Below are 21,430 nucleotides of genomic sequence, written 5' to 3'. Positions count from 1 at the left end.
CTCGGTTTTTTTAAAACAATATTGCTGCACTTAATTGCAGTACTAAAGGTGGCTTCATGAGTGCTAACTTGAGTTGTCGGGAGCGCGATTTAGATCGTATTGTTCTGTATCTCGCAAGTAGATGAGTTCTTAAGCCAGCAATTTACTCAAAAAAATTTACACCATCCCCTTGAAGTTAAAAATCCTCACCCCATATCTCTAAGCATATTAACACTGCATCAATTGGTTATACCGGAGAGAACAATGACCGCAGCTCAAAAAGAAACATTAGGCTTTCAAACAGAAGTCAAACAACTATTAAACCTGATGATCCACTCTTTGTACTCAAACAAAGAGATCTTTTTACGTGAACTGGTGTCAAACGCATCTGACGCAGCAGATAAACTCAGATTTTTAGCACTATCACATGGCGATTTATATGAAGGCGACGCTGAGCTTCGCGTTCGTGTAAGTGTAGATAAAGACGCAAATACTATTACTATCTCAGATAACGGTATTGGTATGACGCGCGATGAAGTGATCAGCTCATTAGGTACCATTGCAAAATCAGGTACAGCTGAGTTCTTCCAAAACCTAACGGGTGACCAAGCGAAAGACTCACAATTAATTGGTCAATTTGGTGTAGGTTTCTACTCTGCATTCATCGTTGCAGATGCTGTAACTGTTGTTACGCGTAAAGCGGGTGAAAAAACAGCCGTTGAGTGGCACTCAAAAGGTGAGGGTGAATACACACTTGCTGAAGTAGAAAAAGCAGGCCGTGGTACCGACATTATTCTTCACCTTCGTGAAGACGAAAACGAATTCCTAGATGATTTCCGTCTGCGTGGTATCGTCACTAAGTATTCTGATCACATCTCTATTCCAGTAGAAATGTACAAAGAACCAGTGCCGGAATCAGAAGGCCCAGATGGCGAAAAGATTGAAGCAAAACCAGGCGAGTGGGAGGCGATTAACCGCGCCACGGCACTTTGGACACGTGACAAGTCAGAGATCAGCGAAGAAGAATATAAAGAATTCTACAAGCATGTAGGTCATGATTGGGAAGAGCCGCTAACTTGGGCACACAATAAAGTAGAAGGTAAAACTGAATACACCAGCTTACTTTATATCCCTAAAAAAGCACCATTCGATATGTGGAATCGTGAGCGTCAAAGCGGCTTAAAATTGTACGTACAACGCGTATTCATTATGGATGACGCTGAACAGTTTATGCCAAGTTACCTTCGTTTTGTTAAAGGCCTTTTAGATTCAAACGACTTACCACTGAACGTATCTCGTGAAATTTTACAAGACAACAAGATCACGCAAGCTATCCGCAAAGGCTGTACTTCACGCGTACTTAAAATGCTTGAGCGCATGGGCAAAAACAAACCAGAAGAGTATCAAACATTCTGGAATGAGTTTGGCCAAGTAATGAAAGAAGGTCCAGCGGAAGATATGGCTAACAAAGAAGCCATTGCTAAACTACTACGCTTTAGTTCTACGCATACTGATGAAAGCACGCAAAATGTGTCTTTAGAGCAGTACATTGAGCGTATGAAAGAAGGTCAAGACAAGATCTACTATGTGGTTGCAGACAGCTTTGAAGCTGCGAAGAACTCTCCACACTTAGAGATCTTCCGTAAGAAAGGCATTGAAGTACTACTACTTTCAGATCGCGTTGATGAGTGGATGATGAGCCACTTAACCGAGTTTGCTGAGAAGCAATTGCAATCAATTACGCGTGGTGACTTAGACTTGGGTGACTTGGACGACGAGGAAACCAAAAAGGCGCAAGAAGAGAGCGAAAAAGAAGTAGAAGGTTTAGTTGAGCGCGTTAAAACTGTACTTGGCGACAAAGTAAAAGAAGTACGTTTTACACACCGTTTGACTGACTCACCAGCGTGTGTGGTTGCAGATGAGCACGATATGAGCTCACAAATGCAAAAACTGATGGAATCAGTAGGACAAGCGGTTCCTGAGCAAAAGCCAGTATTTGAGCTAAACCCTGAGCACCAACTTGTGAAGCACCTAAATGTTGAGCAAGATGAAGACAAGTTTGCGCAATGGTCAGAAGTATTATTAGACCAAGCGTTGCTAGCAGAGCGAGGAAGCTTAAAAGATCCAGCAGGTTTTGTTACTCGCCTAAACAAATTGATGCTTGATTTAAGCAAGTAATCAGTACTTTTTGTCTAAAAAGGGGCCATAGGCCCCTTTTTTCGTTTATCATGGCTGAGAAACCTTAGCAATTAGTATAAGTCGCTTGAGAATCTTGAGCGCATGTGAAAAAATTTAGACAATTTCAAATAAACTCCGATACGAGGAACATAATTATGCGCATTATCCTTTTAGGCGCGCCGGGTGCAGGTAAAGGCACTCAAGCACAGTTTTTAATGGACAAATACGGTATTCCACAGATCTCGACTGGCGACATGTTACGCGCAGCTATCAAAGAGGGCACACCGTTAGGCCTAGAAGCGAAAAAAGTGATGGATGCTGGCCAGTTGGTTTCTGATGAAATCATCATCGGCCTAGTAAAAGAGCGCATTGCAAAAGAAGACTGCGTGAAAGGTTTTCTTTTAGATGGCTTCCCTCGTACAATTCCACAAGCAGATGCAATGAAAGACAATGGCATCAGCATCGACCACGTTATTGAGTTTGACGTTGCTGACGAAATTATCGTTGAGCGTATGGGCGGTCGTCGTGTGCACCCAGGCTCAGGCCGTGTTTACCACGTTGTTTACAACCCACCAAAGGTTGAAGGTAAAGACGATGTAACGGGTGAAGATCTTATCATTCGTGATGACGATGTTGAAGAAACAGTACGTAAACGTTTAGGTATTTACCACGACCAAACTAAGCCACTCGTATCTTACTATCAAGCTGAAGCTGACGCGGGTAACACGCAGTACCACAAGCTAGATGGTACACAAGCAGTTGATGCGGTAAGCCAAAAATTAGCTGAGCTATTAGGCTAAATTATCTCTATTGAGTATGTGCTCGCAAAGTGCATACTCAATATTCACACCTCAGTACGTAGCCTCGCAATCTAGTCATACCTAGTTACAAAATAAACAACCTTCGACTTACTTTTCACGCTAGTATAACTCTGTTTGTTTCGCTCAAATGGAGAATAATAATGAAAACCACATTTTTGAGTGCTTTGCTTGGCGGAGCGTTAATGGCAAGTACTGCCGTTTATGCTGATGTATACAATGATGCTGTTAGCAATGCTGCACGCTCAGAAAAAGATAAGTCACTAGATGAGAGGCGCAAGCCTGCCGAAGTGATGCGCTTTTTCGAGATCAAACCCGGTATGAAAGTACTGGATGTATTTGCTGGTGGCGGATATTACTCCGAGCTCATGAGTTACGTGGTTGCAGATAAAGGTCACGTGATCATGTATAACAATCAACCTTGGCAACAGTTTGTGCAAAAGGCGGTAGATGAGCGCCTAAAAGATAATCGTTTGAAAAATGTTTCAACACTGATTGTTAAACCCGAGGAATTACAAAATAGCAAAGAGCAATATGATGCCGCGGTATTTATTTTAGGTATGCATGATTTATATTATGCTCATCCTGAAAATGGCTGGCCAAAAATAGACAAAGACAAGTTCTTAAAAGGCATTTACAGTAAATTAAATAAAGGGGCTGTGTTTGGCGTGATCGATGCCAATGCCCAGAGCGGTGCAGACAACGAAAAAATAGGGAAGTCAATTCATCGTGTGGACCCAACAGCCGTGATAAAAGATATTGAAGCAGCTGGGTTTAAATTGGAGTCAAAAGGGGAGTTTTTACGCAACCCCAACGATGATTTAACCAAGTCTGTATTTTTACCTGAAAACAGATATAACACAGACAGAAGCGTATTAAAATTTCGTAAGCTTTAATTGAATTGCGAATTAATCACCCATTTTTTATCACAAAAGTGTCAGCGTTTTCGCTGGCACTTTGTTTGTTATAGTGACTTTAATTTTTCAATAACGCTATCGTAGTTCGGTTCAGTCGCTAAATTTTCAACGAGTTGCTTATATACCACTTTGTGATCTTTATCCAGTATCAGAACGGCTCTACTTAATAGCCCCATATCTTTAATATATAAGCCATAGTTTTGCCCAAAATCGTGCCATACTGAGTCCGAAAGGGTTTGAATTTTGTCTATATTTTCAGTTTGGCAGAAGCGCTTTTGTGCAAATGGTAAGTCAGCGCTAATAGTGAGCATAACAATGTCACTAAATTCATTTGCTACCTTTTCGTTGAAATACTTGGTCTGTAAGCTGCAAATGCCGGTATCTAAACTAGGTACTACACTGATCAATACAGCTTTACCCGTAAATTCATTGAGTGATACTGGAACGAATGCGCTATCGACCACTTTAAAGCTGGGTGCTTGATCGCCCTCTTTAACACCATTGCCAAGCAAGGTAACGGGTTTGCCATTGGCCGTAACCTTTCCGATGTCTAACTGGTTTTCTTGCATGTCGAGCGCATATAGATTCGCAGCAAAAAGGGTAGCGGTGAGAAGTGCTGATTTAAACATAAACCAAGTCCTACTGTCAGTTATCGTAATTTTAAAGAGTGTATTATACTGTTAACTATGAACCAAGCACGTGAAGGGAATTTCGTTGTAAATCAGGGCTGACGGTATTAACATGTGCGTTAAAAATAGTCGGCATTTTAAATCTTAAATGCCAAAAATAACAAATGCAACCATTTAATAACATCTCATTAATATTGTGGTTTGTCAATGTAAGAGAGTTTTTATGTCAACATTAGTTCTAATATGTGATGACTCAAAATTAGCGAGACGGCAATTGGCTCGCTCGCTGCCGAGTGACTGGGACATAAAAGTAGAGTTTGCAGAGCACGGTATTGACTGTATAGAGAAAATTAAACAATTCTCTCCAGAGATATTATTCCTCGACCTTAATATGCCGCAATTAGATGGATATGGCGTACTTCAAGAAATTCAAACGCAAGGGCTTAACGTATTAACGGTTGTGGTTTCAGGTGATATTCAACCAAATGCGCATCAACGAGTTATGGAATTGGGGGCGATCGACTTTATTAGAAAGCCTTGTGATGCCAACAAGCTTGTAGAAATTATTGAGCACCATGGTATTCGAGACCGCGCAATCCGAGAAAGTCTTGTGCACAAGCTAGGCGAACAACTAGAGCCAGAGATCAGAGATATATACCAAGAACTCACCAATGTTGCGATGGGCCAAGCGGGCGACTTACTTGCGCGTTTATTGAATGTGTTTGTTGAGCTTCCGATCCCGAATGTCAATGTTTTGGAAGTGAGTGAGCTTCACATGGCACTTCAGGCAATCGACGCTAATGCAAGTACATCTGGGGTTTGCCAGGGCTTTATTGGCGGCGGAGTGTCGGGAGAAGCGTTGTTGTTGCTTAATGACTCTAGTTTTAAAGAAGTTGCCTCATTGATGAATTATCAAGGTGAGCTAAATGATAAAGTAGAATTAGAGCTTTTGATGGACATTAGTAACATTCTAATTGGCGCCATATTGACTGGGTTGTCAAAGCAACTAGACATGCCATTTAGCCAAGGCCATCCCGTTGTATTAGGTCAGCACTGCGATGTTTCAGATTTGGTTAAAGCGAATAAAAATCGTTGGCAAAGAACACTTGCGATTGAGATTAGTTACGGCATTGAAAACCATGATATTAATTGCGATTTGATGCTACTGTTTACAGAAGACTCGCTGAAAACTTTAAAATATAAAGTTGCCTATTTATTAGAAGATTAGAATTATGCCTGCTGCTGATTTTGAAATGAACGAAATACATTGGTTAATGGACATGTTCAACACAGTTGATGTTGGGCTGGTGGTGTTGGATAGGGAGTACCGAGTATGCGTATGGAATGGGTTTATGGAAAATCACTCTGGCCTTTTACCGAGCGCAGTGAAAGATAAGGACATATTTGATATTTTTCCGAGTATTGACGAAAAGTGGTTTCGTTCAAAAGCAGAATCGGTATTTGTGCTTAAAAACCGCTCCTTCACTATCTGGGAGCAGCAACCTTATATATTTCGTTTTAAAAATTATCGCCCGATCACTGGTAAAGCGGATTATATGTACCAAAATTCAACCATCATTCCGTTGTCTACATTAACTGGCGATGTAGGCCACATCTGTATCATCATATACGATGTAACCGATGAAGCGATGAACAAAGTTGAATTAGAAAGAGCCAATCACGAACTGGAACGTATCAGTCGTACAGATAGTCTTACACAGCTTGCAAATAGAGGGCACTGGGAAGCGGGTTTGAGACATGAATTTATGCGCCTTCGCAGAAATAATGGCTGTAGTGCATTGCTCATGTTCGATATTGACCACTTTAAAAAGGTCAATGATGAATATGGTCATGGTGGCGGAGATGAAGCGATTAGGCATATTTCGGACCTGTTAAAGAAAACACTCCGCGAAACAGATACCGCAGGTCGATACGGTGGGGAAGAGTTCGCGGTGACATTGGTTGACACTGATGCTGAAGGTGCCAAAGTATTTGCTGAAAGACTACGTACACTCATTGAAAAGTCTTCAATCTTTTATGAAGAGCAAGAGATAAAGATCACTGTGAGTGTGGGATTTGCAATCTACAGCCCTGAATTCTCTAAACATGAACAGTGGATTGAGGCGGCCGATATAGCTTTATATCACTCAAAAACCACGGGCCGAAATCAAGTGACTGGATACACAGAAGAGCTTAAAAAGAACCACACAAAAGTGAAAGCCAATTAAGCATATGAAGGCTTAATTGGCATAATGGGGCGTGTTGTTCTTTGAGGTCGATTTTTGTTCAAATCAAAGCCATTCAAAACCACAAAATGCGCTATGGCACATAGCGCACTGTGTGAGTAGCGCGTGATAGTGTAGTATCAACTTGCCTGAGAGTCATTTTCTTCAATAGGGCATTGAGCAATGATTTGTTTTTCACCATTGTCATCAACTTGTTCTAATTTGACGGCAAACCCCCACAATCGGTAAAGATGTTTTAACACTTCTTGTTTTGACTCTGCTAATGGAATGCCATTTTGGGGCACATATCTGAGAGTCAGCGAACGGTCTCCTCTAATATCGACGTTGTGCACTTGAATGTTAGGTTCATGATTACTTAAATTATATTGTGCAGACAAAGATGAGCGAACTTTTTGATAGCCTTCATCATTGTGTATTGCACCTACTTCCAAGTGTGCTGAGCTTTGGTTGTCGATAATAGTAAACAGTTTAAAGTCCCTAATTAATTTAGGAGATAAAAATTGGCTTATAAAGCTCTCATCCTTAAAGTTTTCCATAGCAAAGTGGAGTGTGTCTAACCAATTACTGCCAGCAAACTCAGGAAACCACTTTTTGTCTTCATCAGTTGGGTTTTCACATATGCGGCGTATATCCACCATCATATTAAAACCCAAAGCATAAGGATTTATACCCGAGTAAAACTTGCTATTGTAAGGAGGCTGGTAAACCACATTGGTGTGACTTTGCAAAAACTCCAACATAAAAGCATCGGACACTTTTCCTTCGTCGTATAGGTGATTAAGAATAGTGTAGTGCCAAAACGTCGCCCAACCTTCGTTCATTACCTGAGTTTGTTTTTGAGGGTAAAAATACTGAGAGATTTTCCTCACTATACGGATCACTTCCCGTTGCCAAGATTCAAGTAAAGGTGCGTTCTTTTCAATAAAATAAAGGATATTTTCTTGGGGTTCACTCGGAAAACGCACTTTTTTCATTTGTTTTTCTTGTTGGCTAACAGGAATTGTTCTCCACAATTCATTCACTTGTGATTGCAGGTAATCTTCGCGCTCCTTTTGACGCTTTTGTTCTTCATACATTGAAATTTGTTGCGGGCGTTTATAGCGGTCTACGCCATAGTTCATCAATGCATGACATGAGTCCAAAAGGTTCTCTACTTCATCAATACCATGCTTTTCTTCACATTGCGCAATGTAGTTCTTGGCGAATACTAAGTAATCGATAATGGATGAAGCGTCAGTCCAAGCCTTGAATAGATAATTGCCTTTAAAAAACGAGTTGTGTCCATAACAGGCATGCGCCATAACCAGAGCTTGCATTGGCAATGTGTTTTCTTCCATTAGGTAGGCAATGCACGGGTTAGAATTAATTACTATTTCGTAAGCAAGACCCATTTGTCCGCGTTTGTAATTTTGCTCCGTTGCAATAAACTTTTTCCCAAATGACCAGTGACTGTATCCAATAGGCATACCAACACTTGAGTAAGCGTCCATCATTTGTTCGGCTGTGATCACTTCAATTTGATTTGGATAAGTGTCTAATCGGTAGTGCTCTGCGACTCTTGCTATTTCAGCTTGATATTCCTCAAGTAAATCAAAGGTCCAGTCTGGCCCATCATTCATTGGGTTATAACTCATAAGCTCCCTCCGATGTCGCTAAGCAGCGCCTTGTTGTTGACGGTTCTTTTTAAACAGTTCCCTAAAGATAGGGTATATGTCTTCAACAGAACGTATGTGCTGCATAGCAAAGTTATCATGAGTGTTAGCGATCGTTTGATATTCTCGCCACAGGCTTTGATGTGCTCTCGTTGTGATCTCAATATAAGCATAGTACCTAACTACTTTGAGTAGCTTATTGGTCATGATGTCGGTGCAATGCGGAGAGTCATCGGCCCAATTATCGCCATCAGAAGCCTGCGCTGCGTAGATATTCCAATCACCTTGCGAGTATCGTTCTTTTACAATCTCATCCATTAACTTCAATGCACTAGATACAATGGTGCCGCCAGTTTCTTGTGAGTAAAAGAACTCTTGTTCATCTACCTCTTTGGCTTGAGTATGGTGACGTATATACACCACTTCAATGTTTTTGTAAGTGCGAGTTAAAAACTGATACAACAATATGTAAAAGCGCTTTGCCATATCTTTAGTGGCTTGATCCATCGACCCTGAGACATCCATCAAACAAAACATAACTGCTTTACTGGTTGGATGAGGGCGTTTCTCATAATTTCTGAATCTTAAATCATAGTTGTCAATAAAGGGCACTGCGGCAATTTTCTGTTTAAGCTCTTTAATCTCTGCTTTTAGTTCAGAAATTTTTTGCTGTGATGGCACAGGCTCTTCCAACAATGCAGCCAATTCCTCCTCGGCTTCAGCCAGCCGGCGTCGTTTTGACGCTGACATAGCTACCCTTCGGGCAAGAGAGCCTCTTAAAGACCGCACAATATCTAAGTTACTAGGCATACCATCATTACAAAATCCAGCGCGATGGGTTTTCATTTGCACTAACTTGTCTAACTGGCTCTGCTGTAAGTTTGGTAGCTCCAAATCTTCAAACAGAAGGTCAAGGTACTCGTCTTTTGAAATTGAAAAAACGAAGTCGTCTTGGCCTTCACCTTGATCGCTTGCATCACCTGGACCTGAGCCTCCACCTTGCCCTGAGGGTGGACGTTGAATTTTATCCCCAGTACTAAATTGGTCATTGCCGGGGTGGATCATTTCTCGATCCCCCCCTTTACCTTGATGAAAAACAGGTTCACTGATGTCACGCTGCGGAATAGAAATGTTTTCTCCGCTGCTAATATCAGTGACGCTTCGCTTGTTTATCGCATCCGACACGGCTTCCTTTATCTGCTTTTTGTAGCGTCTAATGAAGCGTTGTCGGTTTAGCGTGCTCTTATTTTTACCGTTCAGGCGACGGTCTATAAAATGCGCCATAAATCACCCTCTCAGTCTCTAATCGTATTACTGTGACTTCCTAACTCTTAGATACCATTCAGAGAGTAAGCGAACTTGCTTCTGTGTATAGCCCTTTTCAACCATACGATTCACAAAGTCTTCGTGTTTCTTCTGATCTTCCGCAGAGGTTTTTGCATTGAACGAGATGACTGGTAGTAACTCCTCAGTATTTGAGAACATTTTCTTCTCAATTACTGTGCGTAGTTTCTCATAGCTTGTCCAAACGGGGTTTTGACCATTGTGGTGTGCTCTAGCCCGCAGAACAAAGTTCACGATTTCATTACGGAAGTCTTTAGGGTTTGAAATACCCGCCGGCTTTTCGATTTTCTCAAGTTCTGCATTTAGCGCTGCACGGTCAAATAACTGGCCAGTATCTGGGTCACGATATTCTTGGTCTTGTATCCAAAAGTCAGCATATGTAACGTAGCGGTCAAAGATGTTTTGACCATATTCAGAATAAGACTCTAGGTAAGCCGTTTGTAGCTCTTTACCAATAAACTCGACATATTGCGGAATAAGGTAACCTTTTAAGTGACTTAAATAGCGCTCTTGAATTTCAGCATTGAATTGCTCACGTTCAATTTGTTGTTCCAGTACATAGAATAAATGAACCGGGTTTGCAGCAACTTCAGCGTGATCAAAGTTGAATACGCGCGAAAGTATCTTGAATGCAAAGCGAGTAGAGAGGCCATTCATACCTTCGTCAACGCCAGCATAGTCGCGGTATTCTTGATATGATTTTGCTTTAGGATCGGTGTCTTTGAGGCTCTCGCCATCATAGACGCGCATTTTAGAGTAAATACTAGAATTTTCAGGCTCTTTGATGCGAGAAAGTGCAACAAACTTAGCAAGTGTTTCGAGCGTGCCTGGAGCGCAAGGTGCTTCAGCTAATTCACTGTTTTCTATAAGCTTGTTGTAAATCTTAACTTCTTCAGAAACTCTTAGGCAATATGGGACTTTCACAATGTAAACACGGTCAAGAAATGCCTCATTGTTTTTGTTATTTTTAAATGTCTGCCATTCCGATTCATTTGAGTGTGCCAAAATCATGCCGCTAAACGGTAACGCGGAGATACCTTCAGTCCCGTTGTAATTGCCTTCTTGTGTGGCGGTGAGAAGCGGGTGTAGCACTTTTATAGGGGCTTTAAACATTTCCACAAACTCCATAAGGCCTTGGTTTGCTAAACACAAAGCGCCAGAGTAGGAGTATGCATCGGGATCGTTTTGAGCAAAGTGCTCTAGCTTTCTGATATCAACTTTACCAACCAGTGCTGAAATATCTTGGTTGTTCTCATCACCAGGTTCCGTTTTTGCGATGGCAACTTGATCCAGTATTGAAGGATAACGCTTTACGACTTTGAATTTACTGATATCCCCGTTGAACTCATGTAAGCGTTTGGTTGCCCAAGGCGACATAACGGTTTTTAAGTAACGAGGTTTAATACCGTATTCTTTTTCGAGTAATTCAGCGTCTTCAATTGGGTTAAACAGTGATAAAGGGTGGTCGTTAACTGGTGAACCTTTGATAGCGTAAATTGGTACCTGTTGCATCAAATATTTAAGCTTTTCGGCAATGGATGATTTACCACCACCAACAGGACCGAGCAAATACAGCACTTGCTTACATTCTTCCAGCCCCTGTGCGGCATGCTTTAGGTAAGAGACAATTTGCTCAATGGCATCTTCCATACCATAAAATTCGCTGAATGCGGGGTAGCGGCCAATAACACGATTGGAGAATATCCGGCTTAAGCGGGCATCGCTGGCTGTGTCTACCATTTCAGGTTCACCGATAGCCATAAGTAATCGTTCCGGGGCGCTTGCGTAAGCCGATTTATCTTCTTTACAGATTTCAAGAAACTCAGCGATTGTGTACTCTTCTTCTTGCGCTGCTTCGTATCTGGCTTGGTAGTGTTCAAATATCGTCATGACGACCTCCAGTAACCTGCTTATTTAAAGAAAGCTATTTAATCTAGGAAAGGAAAAAGGTTACTTTAAGCTTAGTCATGATATTTAGAATTTGCCTAAAAATTCCAAATATTTAATGCATTTGGGGGAGAGGGATGAGATAAAATAAAAGGCACCTAAAGTGCCTTTTAATGCAATAATAATAACGGTGTTTTCACCGTTAATTGTTAAGCTAGGTTCGCGTTTGCAAATTCCCAGTTAACAAGTGCCCAGAAACCTTTCAGGTAATCAGGACGAACATTGCGGTAGTCGATATAATATGCGTGTTCCCACAAATCTACAGTCAGAATAGGTGTAACACCTGCATCAGTTAATGGTGTTGCTGCGTTAGACGTGTTAACGATATCTAAAGAACCATCAGCAAGTTGTACTAACCAAGTCCAGCTTGAACCGAAGTTGTTAACAGCTTTGTCATTGAATGCTTCTTGGAATGCAGCAAATGAACCCCATTTTGCATTGATAAGCTCTGCCACTTTACCAGTAGGCTCGCCACCGCCATTTGGTGATAGGCTGTGCCAGTAGAAAGTGTGGTTCCAGATCTGTGCCGCGTTATTGAAAACACCGCCTTCTGAACTACATACTACTTCTTCAAGTGTTTTGTTTGCTAACTCAGTGCCTTCAACTAAACCGTTTAGTTTTACAACGTAAGTGTTGTGGTGTTTGCCGTGGTGAAACTCAAGCGTTTCTTTAGAAATATGTGGCTCAAGTGCATCGATTGCATAAGGTAGTGACGGTAGTTCAAATGCCATTTTAATCTCCATTTTGTTGTGTAAATGTCAGCAAGAGTACGAAACATAGTCGACTGCAGCCTACTGTTCTATACCTGCTAGCATTATAATGATACTATAATTCCCGAGTATTTTACTCAAGTTTTGGCAAACAGCAATGGCGTTGCCTTAATACTATTCGTAAATATGGTCTTACTGATGATAAATCAAGCTTGTGAATGTATCATCGACCAAACGCTATCGTCACTTTGAGGTTAAAGATGGAAACCATTGATAAAATTAAACAGCAAATTTCTGAAAACCCAATTCTTTTATATATGAAAGGCTCTCCAAAATTACCAAACTGTGGTTTTTCTTCACAAGCTTCTCAAGCTTTAATGGCTTGTGGTGAGCAATTTGCTTATGTTGATATTCTTCTTAACCCAGATATCCGAGCAGAGTTACCTCACTATGCGAACTGGCCAACGTTCCCACAGTTATGGGTGGAAGGTGAGTTGATTGGTGGTTGTGACATCATCATTGAAATGTTCCAACGTGGTGAGTTACAGCCATTGATCCAAGAAACAGCAGCAAAATACAAAACGGAAGAAGAAAATTCTGCGGAATAATTCATCCGTTTTTGAATTTTGATATGAGCCCAGTTTATGCTGGGCTTTTTATTGTCCTAAGAAAAGTATTCGCTTCATCCTTATTTCCTATAACGTGCACGTCATTCATATCTAGCCGCTAAATCAATTTAATGCCGATAAATTTTCAAACTTGCAATAAGTGAGTTGAATAATATGCAGCAACATTCGCTTTAGCCCCATAGAAAAAGGTGAAGTGCATGAATATTTATTCATTCTGGTGCTGGTTTACGTTTACGTAAACTGGATCTTGCTTCATGGTTTGTTTACTGTTTGTTCATAATGACACTGGTGTCATGGCGCTTTTTTAAGCTTTTATTACGATGTGTGGCCTGTTTTTATTGTTTTAGGTTAACTTGTCTTACCATTGAGAAATATTCAAGTTTGTGAATATGTATTCATAATTGTGTTGACTCCATTTTAAAACCTCGCTAGTTTTGAGTATCTGCCAGAATCTCGTTAGAAGTGTAATCAACAGGCAGTTGTAGCAAGGGGAGGAGTCCATGTTATATGACTCAGCACTAGAAAAAGATAATTGCGGGTTTGGCCTGATAGCACATATCAATGGCCAAGCCAGCCACAAATTAATTAGAACAGCGATACAAGGTTTGGACCGAATGCAACACCGGGGCGGTATTGCATCTGACGGTAAAACGGGGGATGGCTGTGGTTTATTATTACAAAAGCCAGATAGCTTTTTCCGTGCAATTGCTGCTGAGCAACAATGGCACCTTGGTAAAAACTACGCTGTTGGTAATTTATTTTTAAACGCCGAACACGAATTGGCGAACGCTGCTAAAAAAGTAGTCAATGAAGAACTAGAAAAAGAAACGCTGACGATTGTTGGCTGGCGAGAAGTACCTACCGATCCGTCAATGCTTGGTCCTATTGCTAAGCAGCAACTACCCAAGTTTGAACAGATATTTGTCAGCGCTCCTGAAGGGTGGCGCCCAAAAGATTTAGAGCGCCGTTTGTACATCGCAAGACGCAGAATTGAAAAGCGTTTAGAGCATGATAAGCAATTTTATGTATCGAGCTTGTCCGGTCTAGTAACGGTGTATAAAGGCCTTATGATGCCAGCTGACTTGCCAAACTTTTATTTAGACCTGGCTGACATGCGCATGACCAGTGCCATTTGTGTTTTCCACCAGCGTTTTTCGACCAATACGCAACCTCGTTGGCCGCTGGCTCAGCCCTTTAGGTATTTAGCGCATAATGGTGAGATCAACACTATTACGGGTAACCGTCAGTGGGCTAGAGCACGAGCTTACAAGTTCTCATCGCCTTTACTGCCTGATTTACAAACGGCTGCGCCATTTGTGAACGAGGTAGGCTCAGATTCATCAAGCCTTGATAATATGCTGGAGCTATTTTTGTCCGGTGGTATGGATTTATTCAGAGCGATGCGTATGTTAGTGCCACCAGCGTGGCAGAAAAACCGCGCGATGGATGATGACTTACGCGCATTTTATGACTTTAACTCTATGCACATGGAACCATGGGATGGCCCCGCAGGTATCGTCATGTCAGACGGTCGATTCGCGGCCTGTAACCTAGATAGAAATGGCCTGCGCCCAGCGCGTTATGTACTCACGCAGGATGGCTTCATTACGCTTGCGTCAGAAGTGGGCATTTGGGATTACGCCGCCGATGAAGTCATCGACAAAGGCCGTGTAGGCCCAGGTGAGCTATTGGTCGTGGATACGCTGCATGGCAAAATTTGGCAATCGGATGAAATTGATCAAGATTTGAAAGCGCGTCATCCATACAAAGCATGGCTTGAACAAAACGTAAAACGTTTAACGCCTTTTGAACAGCTTGATGAAACCCAAGCAGGTGGCCGAGATATTGATGACGCCATGTTGCTGACCTATCAAAAACTATTTGGTTACAGCAATGAAGAGCTTGATCAAGTGCTTCGCATCATGGGACAAAATGGTCAAGAAGCCACAGGCTCAATGGGTGATGACACACCATTTGCCGTGCTCTCTGAAGGCTACCGCTCTTTGTTTGATTATTTCAGACAAAAGTTTGCGCAGGTAACGAACCCACCCATTGACCCACTTCGAGAAAACCACGTGATGTCTTTGGCTACCTGTATCGGTCGTGAGCAAAACGTGTTTAACGAAACAACAGGGCATGCCAAACGTTTGCAATTTGATTCGCCAGTGCTGTCGTATTCTGACATGCAACAGCTTCGTAGCGCCGATGATGAGCACTATTCTATTTGCAAAGTATCGCTAAACTACGCACCCGGAGAGGGTTTAAAAGCTGCAATTGAGCGCATATGTGATGAAGCTCAAGCAAAAGCACAAGCAGGGTGCGTGATGGTGGTACTGAGTGACCGTGATGTGAGTGACAATATGCTGCCAGTTCCTGCTGCAATGGCCGTCGGGGCGGTGCAACAGCGTTTGGTGAATACCAATTTACGCTGTGACTCAAATATTATTGTTGAGACGGGCAGTGCCCGAGACCCACATCAGTTTGCTGTGTTGCTTGGTTTTGGCGCCACGGCTATTTATCCGTATTTAGCTTATGAATCGCTCGTTGCCATGTGCGATAACGGCGTGATCAACAAAACCTATCGCGAAGTCACACTGGCTTATCGCAATGCCATCAACAAAGGCCTATACAAAATCATGTCGAAGATGGGCATAAGTACCATCGCGTCCTATCGTTGTTCAATGTTGTTTGAAGCGGTTGGTTTGTCCAATGATGTGGTTGAGCTGTGCTTCAAAGGTGTCGCAAATCGTATTCAAGGCGCATGTTTCGACGACTTTGAACAAGACCAAGCGAAATTGCATAAGTTGGCCTTTAGTAAACGCAAGTTACTGAGTCATGGCGGGTTACTCAAGTATGTGCATGGTGGTGAATATCACGCCTATAACCCAGACGTTGTAAAAGCCTTGCAAGTGGCTGTGCGTTCGGGTCGCTATGAAGATTACCAAAAATACGCTGATTTAGTTAACAATCGTCCCGTTACCAATTTGCGTGATTTACTAGCCCTGAAAGAACAAACGCCAGTGAGCGTTGATGATGTAGAGCCAGCGACAGAACTTTATAAACGTTTTGACTCAGCTGCCATGAGTATCGGCGCGTTATCGCCAGAAGCACATGAGGCTTTGGCTATTGCAATGAACCGCCTTGGTGGGTGTTCAAATTCCGGTGAAGGCGGCGAAGACAAACTGCGTTTTGGTACCGAGAAAAACTCACGTATCAAACAAGTGGCCTCTGGTCGATTTGGCGTCACACCGCATTACTTACAAAGTGCCGATGTTATTCAAATCAAGGTGGCACAAGGGGCAAAGCCTGGGGAAGGTGGTCAATTACCAGGTGAAAAGGTCACCCCTTACATTGCTAAATTGCGTTATTCGGTTCCGGGTGTGACTTTGATCTCACCACCACCACATCATGATATTTATTCAATAGAAGATTTAGCCCAGCTGATTTTCGACCTCAAGCAGGTCAACCCAAGTGTTATGATCTCAGTTAAGTTAGTGTCTGAGCCGGGGGTGGGTACGATTGCCACTGGTGTGGCAAAAGCTTATGCGGATTTGATCACCATCGCAGGTTACGATGGTGGCACGGGGGCAAGCCCACTCACCTCAGTGAAATATGCGGGCAGCCCATGGGAGCTTGGTCTTGTAGAAACACAACAAGCACTGGTTGAAAACGGCTTACGTCATCGCATTCGTTTACAGACCGACGGAGGTTTGAAGACCGGTTTAGATATTGTGAAAGCTGCAATTTTAGGCGCCGAAAGCTTTGGTTTTGGTACCGGGCCAATGGTAGCACTGGGTTGTAAGTATCTGAGGATTTGTCACTTAAATAACTGTGCGACAGGTGTTGCAACACAAGATGAAACACTGCGCCAAAAACATTACCACGGCTTGCCAGAAATGGCGATGAACTACTTCAAGTTTATTGCTCAAGAGGCGCGTGAATTAATGGCTGAGCTTGGGATCACGAGGTTAGTAGATTTAATTGGCCGCACTGACTTGCTTGAAATGATAGAAGGGCGTACAGCCAAGCAGAGCAAACTAGACCTGTCAGGCTTACTTGCTAAACCAAACAATCCAACGGGTGAAACGGTTTATTGTTCTGCACCTAACACGTCGCATTACCAAGGGGAGCTCAACGAGTTACTACTTGATAAAGCTAAGCAGGCGATTGATAGCAAGTCGGGCATTTCACTGGTTAACCGCATCAGCAACACCGACCGTTCTGTTGGCGCGATGCTGTCGGGCTATATCGCAAGTTTGCATGGCAACCAAGGGATGGCGGCAGATCCAGTTGCAATAGAGCTGCACGGTTCCGCAGGCCAATCGTTTGGTGTGTGGAACGCCGGTGGTTTAGAAATGACGCTGGTGGGAGATGCCAACGACTATGTGGGTAAAGGCATGGCTGGTGGCAAGCTGGTGATCCGCCCACCAATGGGCTCAAGCTTTGCCAGTCATCAAGCCACTATCATGGGCAACACCTGCTTGTACGGTGCAACGGGCGGTAAGCTCTTTGCGGCAGGTCGAGCAGGCGAGCGCTTTGCGGTTCGTAACTCTGGTGTTCAAGCCGTTGTTGAAGGTTTGGGTGACAATGGCTGCGAATATATGACTGGCGGTGTGGTATGCGTACTTGGGTCAATTGGCGTGAACTTTGGCGCGGGTATGACCGGCGGTTTTGCTTACGTGCTTGATGAAAACAGCGACTTTGAAAAGCGTATCAACCCAGAGCTGGTTGAAGTGGTTGAGCTAACCGAGCTGGCCTCACATCAAGAACACTTACGTGGACTCATTGCTGAGCATCTTGATTTGACCTGTTCGTCACGTGCAGAGCAGATCTTGGCAAACTTTGATTTATATCTGCCAATGTTTAAATTGGTAAAGCCAAAGTCCAGTGATGTAAAAAGCCTATTAGGGCATAGAGCGCGCAGCAGCGCAGAGCTTCGTGTGCAGGCTCAATAGGGGGAAGTATGAGCGAGAACGTATATCAATTTATCGACGTGCAGCGTGTTGATCCGCGAAAAAAGCCGATTTCAACACGTAAGCAGTCATTTGTAGAAATTTATGAGCCATTTTCAAAAAGCCAAGTGAACTCGCAATCTGACCGATGCTTAGATTGTGGGAATCCCTATTGCGAATGGAAATGCCCCGTACACAACTATATTCCGCAGTGGTTAAAGTTAATTCGCACAGGACGTATTTTTGAGGCGGCGGAGCTGTCTCATCGCACTAACAGTTTACCGGAAGTATGCGGCCGCGTTTGCCCGCAAGATAGACTTTGCGAAGGGTCATGCACGTTGAACGAAGAGTTTGGCGCGGTGACCATAGGCAATATCGAAAAATACATCACCGACACGGCCTTTGCACAAGGCTGGAAGCCCGACATGTCGTATGTGGTGTGGAGCGATAAAAAAGTCGCCATTATTGGGGCTGGCCCTGCGGGGTTAGGCTGTGCCGATATTCTGGTCAGAAACGGCGTTAAACCAGTGGTGTTTGATCGCAACCCAGAGATCGGTGGCTTGCTCACATTTGGTATTCCATCGTTCAAGTTAGAAAAGTCAGTGATGGAAAAACGTCGCGAGATCTTCACCGAAATGGGCGTTGAGTTTCAACTGAATACGGAAATCGGCAAAGACATCAGCATGGATGAGCTGCTATCGCAGTACGATGCGGTATTCGTGGGGGTGGGCACTTATCAAAGCATGCGCGGTGGACTGGCGAATGAGGACGCACAAGGGGTGTATGACGCATTACCATTTTTGATTGGCAATACCAATCGTGTGATGGGGTATGACGAATCAAAACAGCCATTTATTGATATGGCAGGCAAAAAGGTCGTGGTACTCGGCGGTGGCGACACGGCAATGGACTGTGTGCGTACCTCTGTTAGACAAAACGCCGCATCGGTTGTGTGTGCCTATCGTCGAGATGAAGAAAACATGCCAGGCTCTCGTCGCGAAGTAAAAAATGCCAAAGAAGAAGGGGTTGAGTTTAAATTTAACCTGCAACCAAAAGGTATTTTGGTGAACGAGCAAGGTCATGTTACTGGCGTTGAAATGGTGCAAACTAAACTCGGTGAGCCCGATACCAATGGCCGTCGTCGCGCCGAAGAGGTCGCAGGCTCTGAGCATGTGTTAGAAGCGGATGCGGTATTGATGGCATTTGGTTTTAAACCACATAGCCTTGAGTGGTTAGCGCAATACGATGTGGAAATTAACCACTGGGGCGGCATCGAAGCACCAGAAAAAGGCGAATTTACCCACCAAACCAGTAACCCAAAAATCTTCGCAGGCGGCGATGCCGTACGCGGCTCCGACTTAGTGGTTACCGCCATCTTCGAAGGCCGAAACGCCGCAGAAGGTATTCTCGATTACTTGGACGTGTAATCACGCTATTCGGACATTAGTTTCAAACTAAGTAGTAAGACCATCGAGCCCGCAACAGCGGGCTTTTTAGATCATACGTAACTGAGTTGTATTTAAGCATCATAATTACAAGCAAGAGGAGCCTAATGGGCATAAATAAGCGGTATAGGTAATGCTATTATTCGAACCACATTTTGTGTCTATTTCGAATGCAATGTTTTTGGTAACAAATGTATGGTAGTTGGGGGCCGACACAGTAATTCCCAAGTTCACACTTTGTTCATTCGCCCCAAATGTAGTCCAGTAAGCACCCTTTTGACTTTGTGCATTATTGTCTTCATCGGGTATGAATGTCGCATCTTCAATAAAGTCTGCTTGTTGATGTGTGCTATTGACACTAAAGCTATGGATGGAAACATGTGCGCTATCGATAATCATAGCTTCATCTAATGAATTCCTCACAAATACATTGATATTTGGCGCTTCAAATCCGGTACAACTATTTGGCGGTGGCTCTTGCGTTTCTAAGTTGGTATTTTGTGCTGCGATAGCGTCGCTCCCGCAGTTGTTGAGAAAAGGGGTGAGTGTTAATAAAAGCAAGCTTTTGTTCATTGATTTGGTCCTTAAATCATAATTAGGCGATTACTTATTATATTTAAATTTGCATCTGGGCGTCTCAGTTACAGGTGCGAATGAATAAATCGAAAAACTCATCGATACTCTAACTAAAGTCATCGATAGGAGTCGTTCGAGTAAGATTGATATAAATTTACCAAACAATGTATACTGATAATGTTAACAAATGTATCTACACACCAGTATTTAAAGTGTAAAACGATGCATATAGTTTAGAGCAACTTATCAAATATCGGCTGCACAGTTATTTTTGGTATATCTTAGGTTGGTTATCGCAATATGATGTAAAGCATCACCATTAGCTACATTAGAAACGCCCCATAAAACCAGCAATCCTAAGCTGCTCACTGGTAGTGACTACTAATATATAAAGCCATGTTTGAAGGTTGAAACACCACAAAAGGTATTTTTGTTCATTTGTTTAGTATTTGGCGTCGAGTGAGTTTTCAAGCTAGGTACTTTGACCATCAAGCCCGCAATAGCGGGCTTTTTTGTTGGGGGTCTGCTGAGTGTGCTTAATGAGGCGCGTATCTAAATAGCAGGTTAAAAGCGACGATTGTAGCTGAGAGTATGGACTGGAAAGTGCTTGAAGCAGACCTTCAAAGCGTGAATCTGAAACTTTGTTGGGTGGCGCCTTCGGCTTAACCAACCTACCTTTTGTGTAGGTCGGTATATGGCGCGCAGCGCCGCCATCCGACAAAAATCCGACTTACTTTGCAGATAGGGAAGTGCCTGCGCTTGTACCTTTATTTATTGCTATGCAAGAGTTGACCCCCAGTATTTCTATTAGTTATTTTTTGGCGTTTATTTACTAGCGTTGTGCCATTGTTTAGTTACTTCTAAATAAGTTTCTTTATCCATGATCTTTTTTATGAACTCCTCTACTAGATCATATGAGTAGTAATGAATTTCAGGATTCTTGTTTTTGTAGTGAAATTTATTATCACTTTGCTTCCACTTGTTTTTTGCCAATACGGCATCAAAGCAATTTCGGTTTATTATCTTTTGATTTACTAAGAAGCGCTTTGGCAAGTTTTGATTTGCAGTTGTGGCCTAATCCACGCCTGTGTTTACTTTGAGATAATAGCTTAGCAAATTCAATTTCTGAAATATCCTGGCAATTTGAAGCCTCAAAAACCCCGTTTGTTACTTCACTAATAAAATCGGCTAATTGCCCTTTATTCCAATATGTTTTGAAGGTAGCAACTTTCCATCCTGTAGCGTCTAAAATATCATTTGTATTTAACTTTTGACTCGCAGCTTCTTTATCTTTCAAAAGCTTATGAAGAGATGATAAAGATTTACTTACTTTCACTGATACTCCTTGTGGGCACCTTGAACACTGAGGTATTGTTTAACTGGTGCAACATAGCAGGCTAAACTAAAC

General features: G+C 42.7%; 15 protein-coding genes. 8 read left to right on the top strand and 7 right to left on the bottom strand.

The genetic code is table 11. The features are described 5' to 3' along the window. Positions 1 to 243: 243 nt before the first annotated feature. The 3 genes from htpG to ACW689_RS11345 all read left to right on the top strand — a co-directional run bounded on the left by htpG (position 244) and on the right by ACW689_RS11345 (position 3,871). Entirely contained in the window at positions 244 to 2,157 is a 1,914-nt protein-coding gene (gene htpG, locus ACW689_RS11355) for a molecular chaperone HtpG (RefSeq protein WP_476291395.1), read from the top strand. A gap of 155 nt (positions 2,158 to 2,312) precedes the next feature. Next, positions 2,313 to 2,957 (top strand): adenylate kinase, encoded by a 645-nt coding sequence (adk, locus tag ACW689_RS11350; protein WP_476291393.1) that lies wholly within the window; start codon positions 2,313 to 2,315, stop codon positions 2,955 to 2,957. 161 nt (positions 2,958 to 3,118) lie between these two features. Beyond that, a complete protein-coding gene (locus ACW689_RS11345) occupies positions 3,119 to 3,871 on the top strand; it encodes a class I SAM-dependent methyltransferase (RefSeq protein WP_476291391.1) in 753 nt (250 codons plus the stop codon). Positions 3,872 to 3,939: 68 nt separating this feature from the next. On the opposite strand, the gene tpx is transcribed toward ACW689_RS11345, so the two are convergent. Then, a complete protein-coding gene (gene tpx / locus ACW689_RS11340) occupies positions 3,940 to 4,461 on the bottom strand; it encodes a thiol peroxidase (RefSeq protein ID WP_476291613.1) in 522 nt (173 codons plus the stop codon). Between the two features lie 283 nt (positions 4,462 to 4,744). On the opposite strand from tpx, the gene ACW689_RS11335 reads away from it, so the two are divergent. Both ACW689_RS11335 and ACW689_RS11330 read left to right on the top strand, forming a co-directional pair. Next, a complete protein-coding gene (locus ACW689_RS11335) occupies positions 4,745 to 5,749 on the top strand; it encodes a response regulator (RefSeq protein ID WP_476291389.1) in 1,005 nt (334 codons plus the stop codon). A gap of 4 nt (positions 5,750 to 5,753) precedes the next feature. Next, complete coding sequence (locus ACW689_RS11330) at positions 5,754 to 6,749, top strand: sensor domain-containing diguanylate cyclase (protein WP_476291387.1); 996 nt, start codon at positions 5,754 to 5,756, stop codon at positions 6,747 to 6,749. A 137-nt stretch (positions 6,750 to 6,886) separates the two neighbouring features. Here ACW689_RS11330 and ACW689_RS11325 read toward each other — a convergent pair whose 3' ends face one another. The 4 genes from ACW689_RS11325 to ACW689_RS11310 all read right to left on the bottom strand — a co-directional run bounded on the left by ACW689_RS11325 (position 6,887) and on the right by ACW689_RS11310 (position 12,441). After that, positions 6,887 to 8,401 (bottom strand): SpoVR family protein, encoded by a 1,515-nt coding sequence (locus tag ACW689_RS11325; RefSeq protein WP_476291385.1) that lies wholly within the window; start codon positions 8,399 to 8,401, stop codon positions 6,887 to 6,889. An 18-nt stretch (positions 8,402 to 8,419) separates the two neighbouring features. Continuing rightward, complete coding sequence (locus ACW689_RS11320) at positions 8,420 to 9,703, bottom strand: YeaH/YhbH family protein (RefSeq protein WP_476291383.1); 1,284 nt, start codon at positions 9,701 to 9,703, stop codon at positions 8,420 to 8,422. 27 nt (positions 9,704 to 9,730) lie between these two features. Then, on the bottom strand, positions 9,731 to 11,653 hold the full coding sequence (locus ACW689_RS11315) for a PrkA family serine protein kinase (RefSeq protein WP_476291381.1): 1,923 nt from the start codon (positions 11,651 to 11,653) through the stop codon (positions 9,731 to 9,733). Positions 11,654 to 11,859: 206 nt separating this feature from the next. Further along, positions 11,860 to 12,441, bottom strand: a complete 582-nt coding sequence (locus ACW689_RS11310) for a superoxide dismutase (protein ID WP_476291379.1) — start codon at positions 12,439 to 12,441, stop codon at positions 11,860 to 11,862. Positions 12,442 to 12,680: 239 nt separating this feature from the next. Between ACW689_RS11310 and ACW689_RS11305 the strand changes: the two genes are divergently transcribed. From ACW689_RS11305 to ACW689_RS11295, 3 genes are all read left to right on the top strand, one after another. Then, positions 12,681 to 13,028, top strand: a complete 348-nt coding sequence (locus ACW689_RS11305; protein ID WP_476291377.1) for a Grx4 family monothiol glutaredoxin — start codon at positions 12,681 to 12,683, stop codon at positions 13,026 to 13,028. A gap of 521 nt (positions 13,029 to 13,549) precedes the next feature. Then, positions 13,550 to 18,004: a glutamate synthase large subunit gene (gene gltB / locus ACW689_RS11300; protein ID WP_476291375.1), complete on the top strand. Its 4,455-nt coding sequence runs from the start codon at positions 13,550 to 13,552 to the stop codon at positions 18,002 to 18,004. Between the two features lie 8 nt (positions 18,005 to 18,012). Continuing rightward, positions 18,013 to 19,428: an FAD-dependent oxidoreductase gene (locus ACW689_RS11295; protein ID WP_476291373.1), complete on the top strand. Its 1,416-nt coding sequence runs from the start codon at positions 18,013 to 18,015 to the stop codon at positions 19,426 to 19,428. A gap of 105 nt (positions 19,429 to 19,533) precedes the next feature. Here the strand turns inward: ACW689_RS11295 and ACW689_RS11290 are convergent, their stop codons facing one another. Together ACW689_RS11290 and ACW689_RS11285 are read right to left on the bottom strand one after the other, a co-directional pair. After that, positions 19,534 to 20,019 carry a hypothetical protein gene (locus ACW689_RS11290; RefSeq protein ID WP_476291371.1) on the bottom strand — a complete coding sequence of 162 codons (486 nt, stop codon included), beginning with the start codon at positions 20,017 to 20,019 and terminating at the stop codon, positions 19,534 to 19,536. 1,003 nt (positions 20,020 to 21,022) lie between these two features. Next, positions 21,023 to 21,358, bottom strand: coding sequence for a hypothetical protein (locus tag ACW689_RS11285; RefSeq protein ID WP_476291369.1), 336 nt, complete (start codon positions 21,356 to 21,358; stop codon positions 21,023 to 21,025). Positions 21,359 to 21,430 lie beyond the last annotated feature (72 nt).

The organism is Pseudoalteromonas sp. ABE4_541 (genome assembly GCF_056312285.1).
Note: the sequence above shows the minus strand (reverse complement) of the source record. Positions and strands in the feature narration are given on the sequence as shown.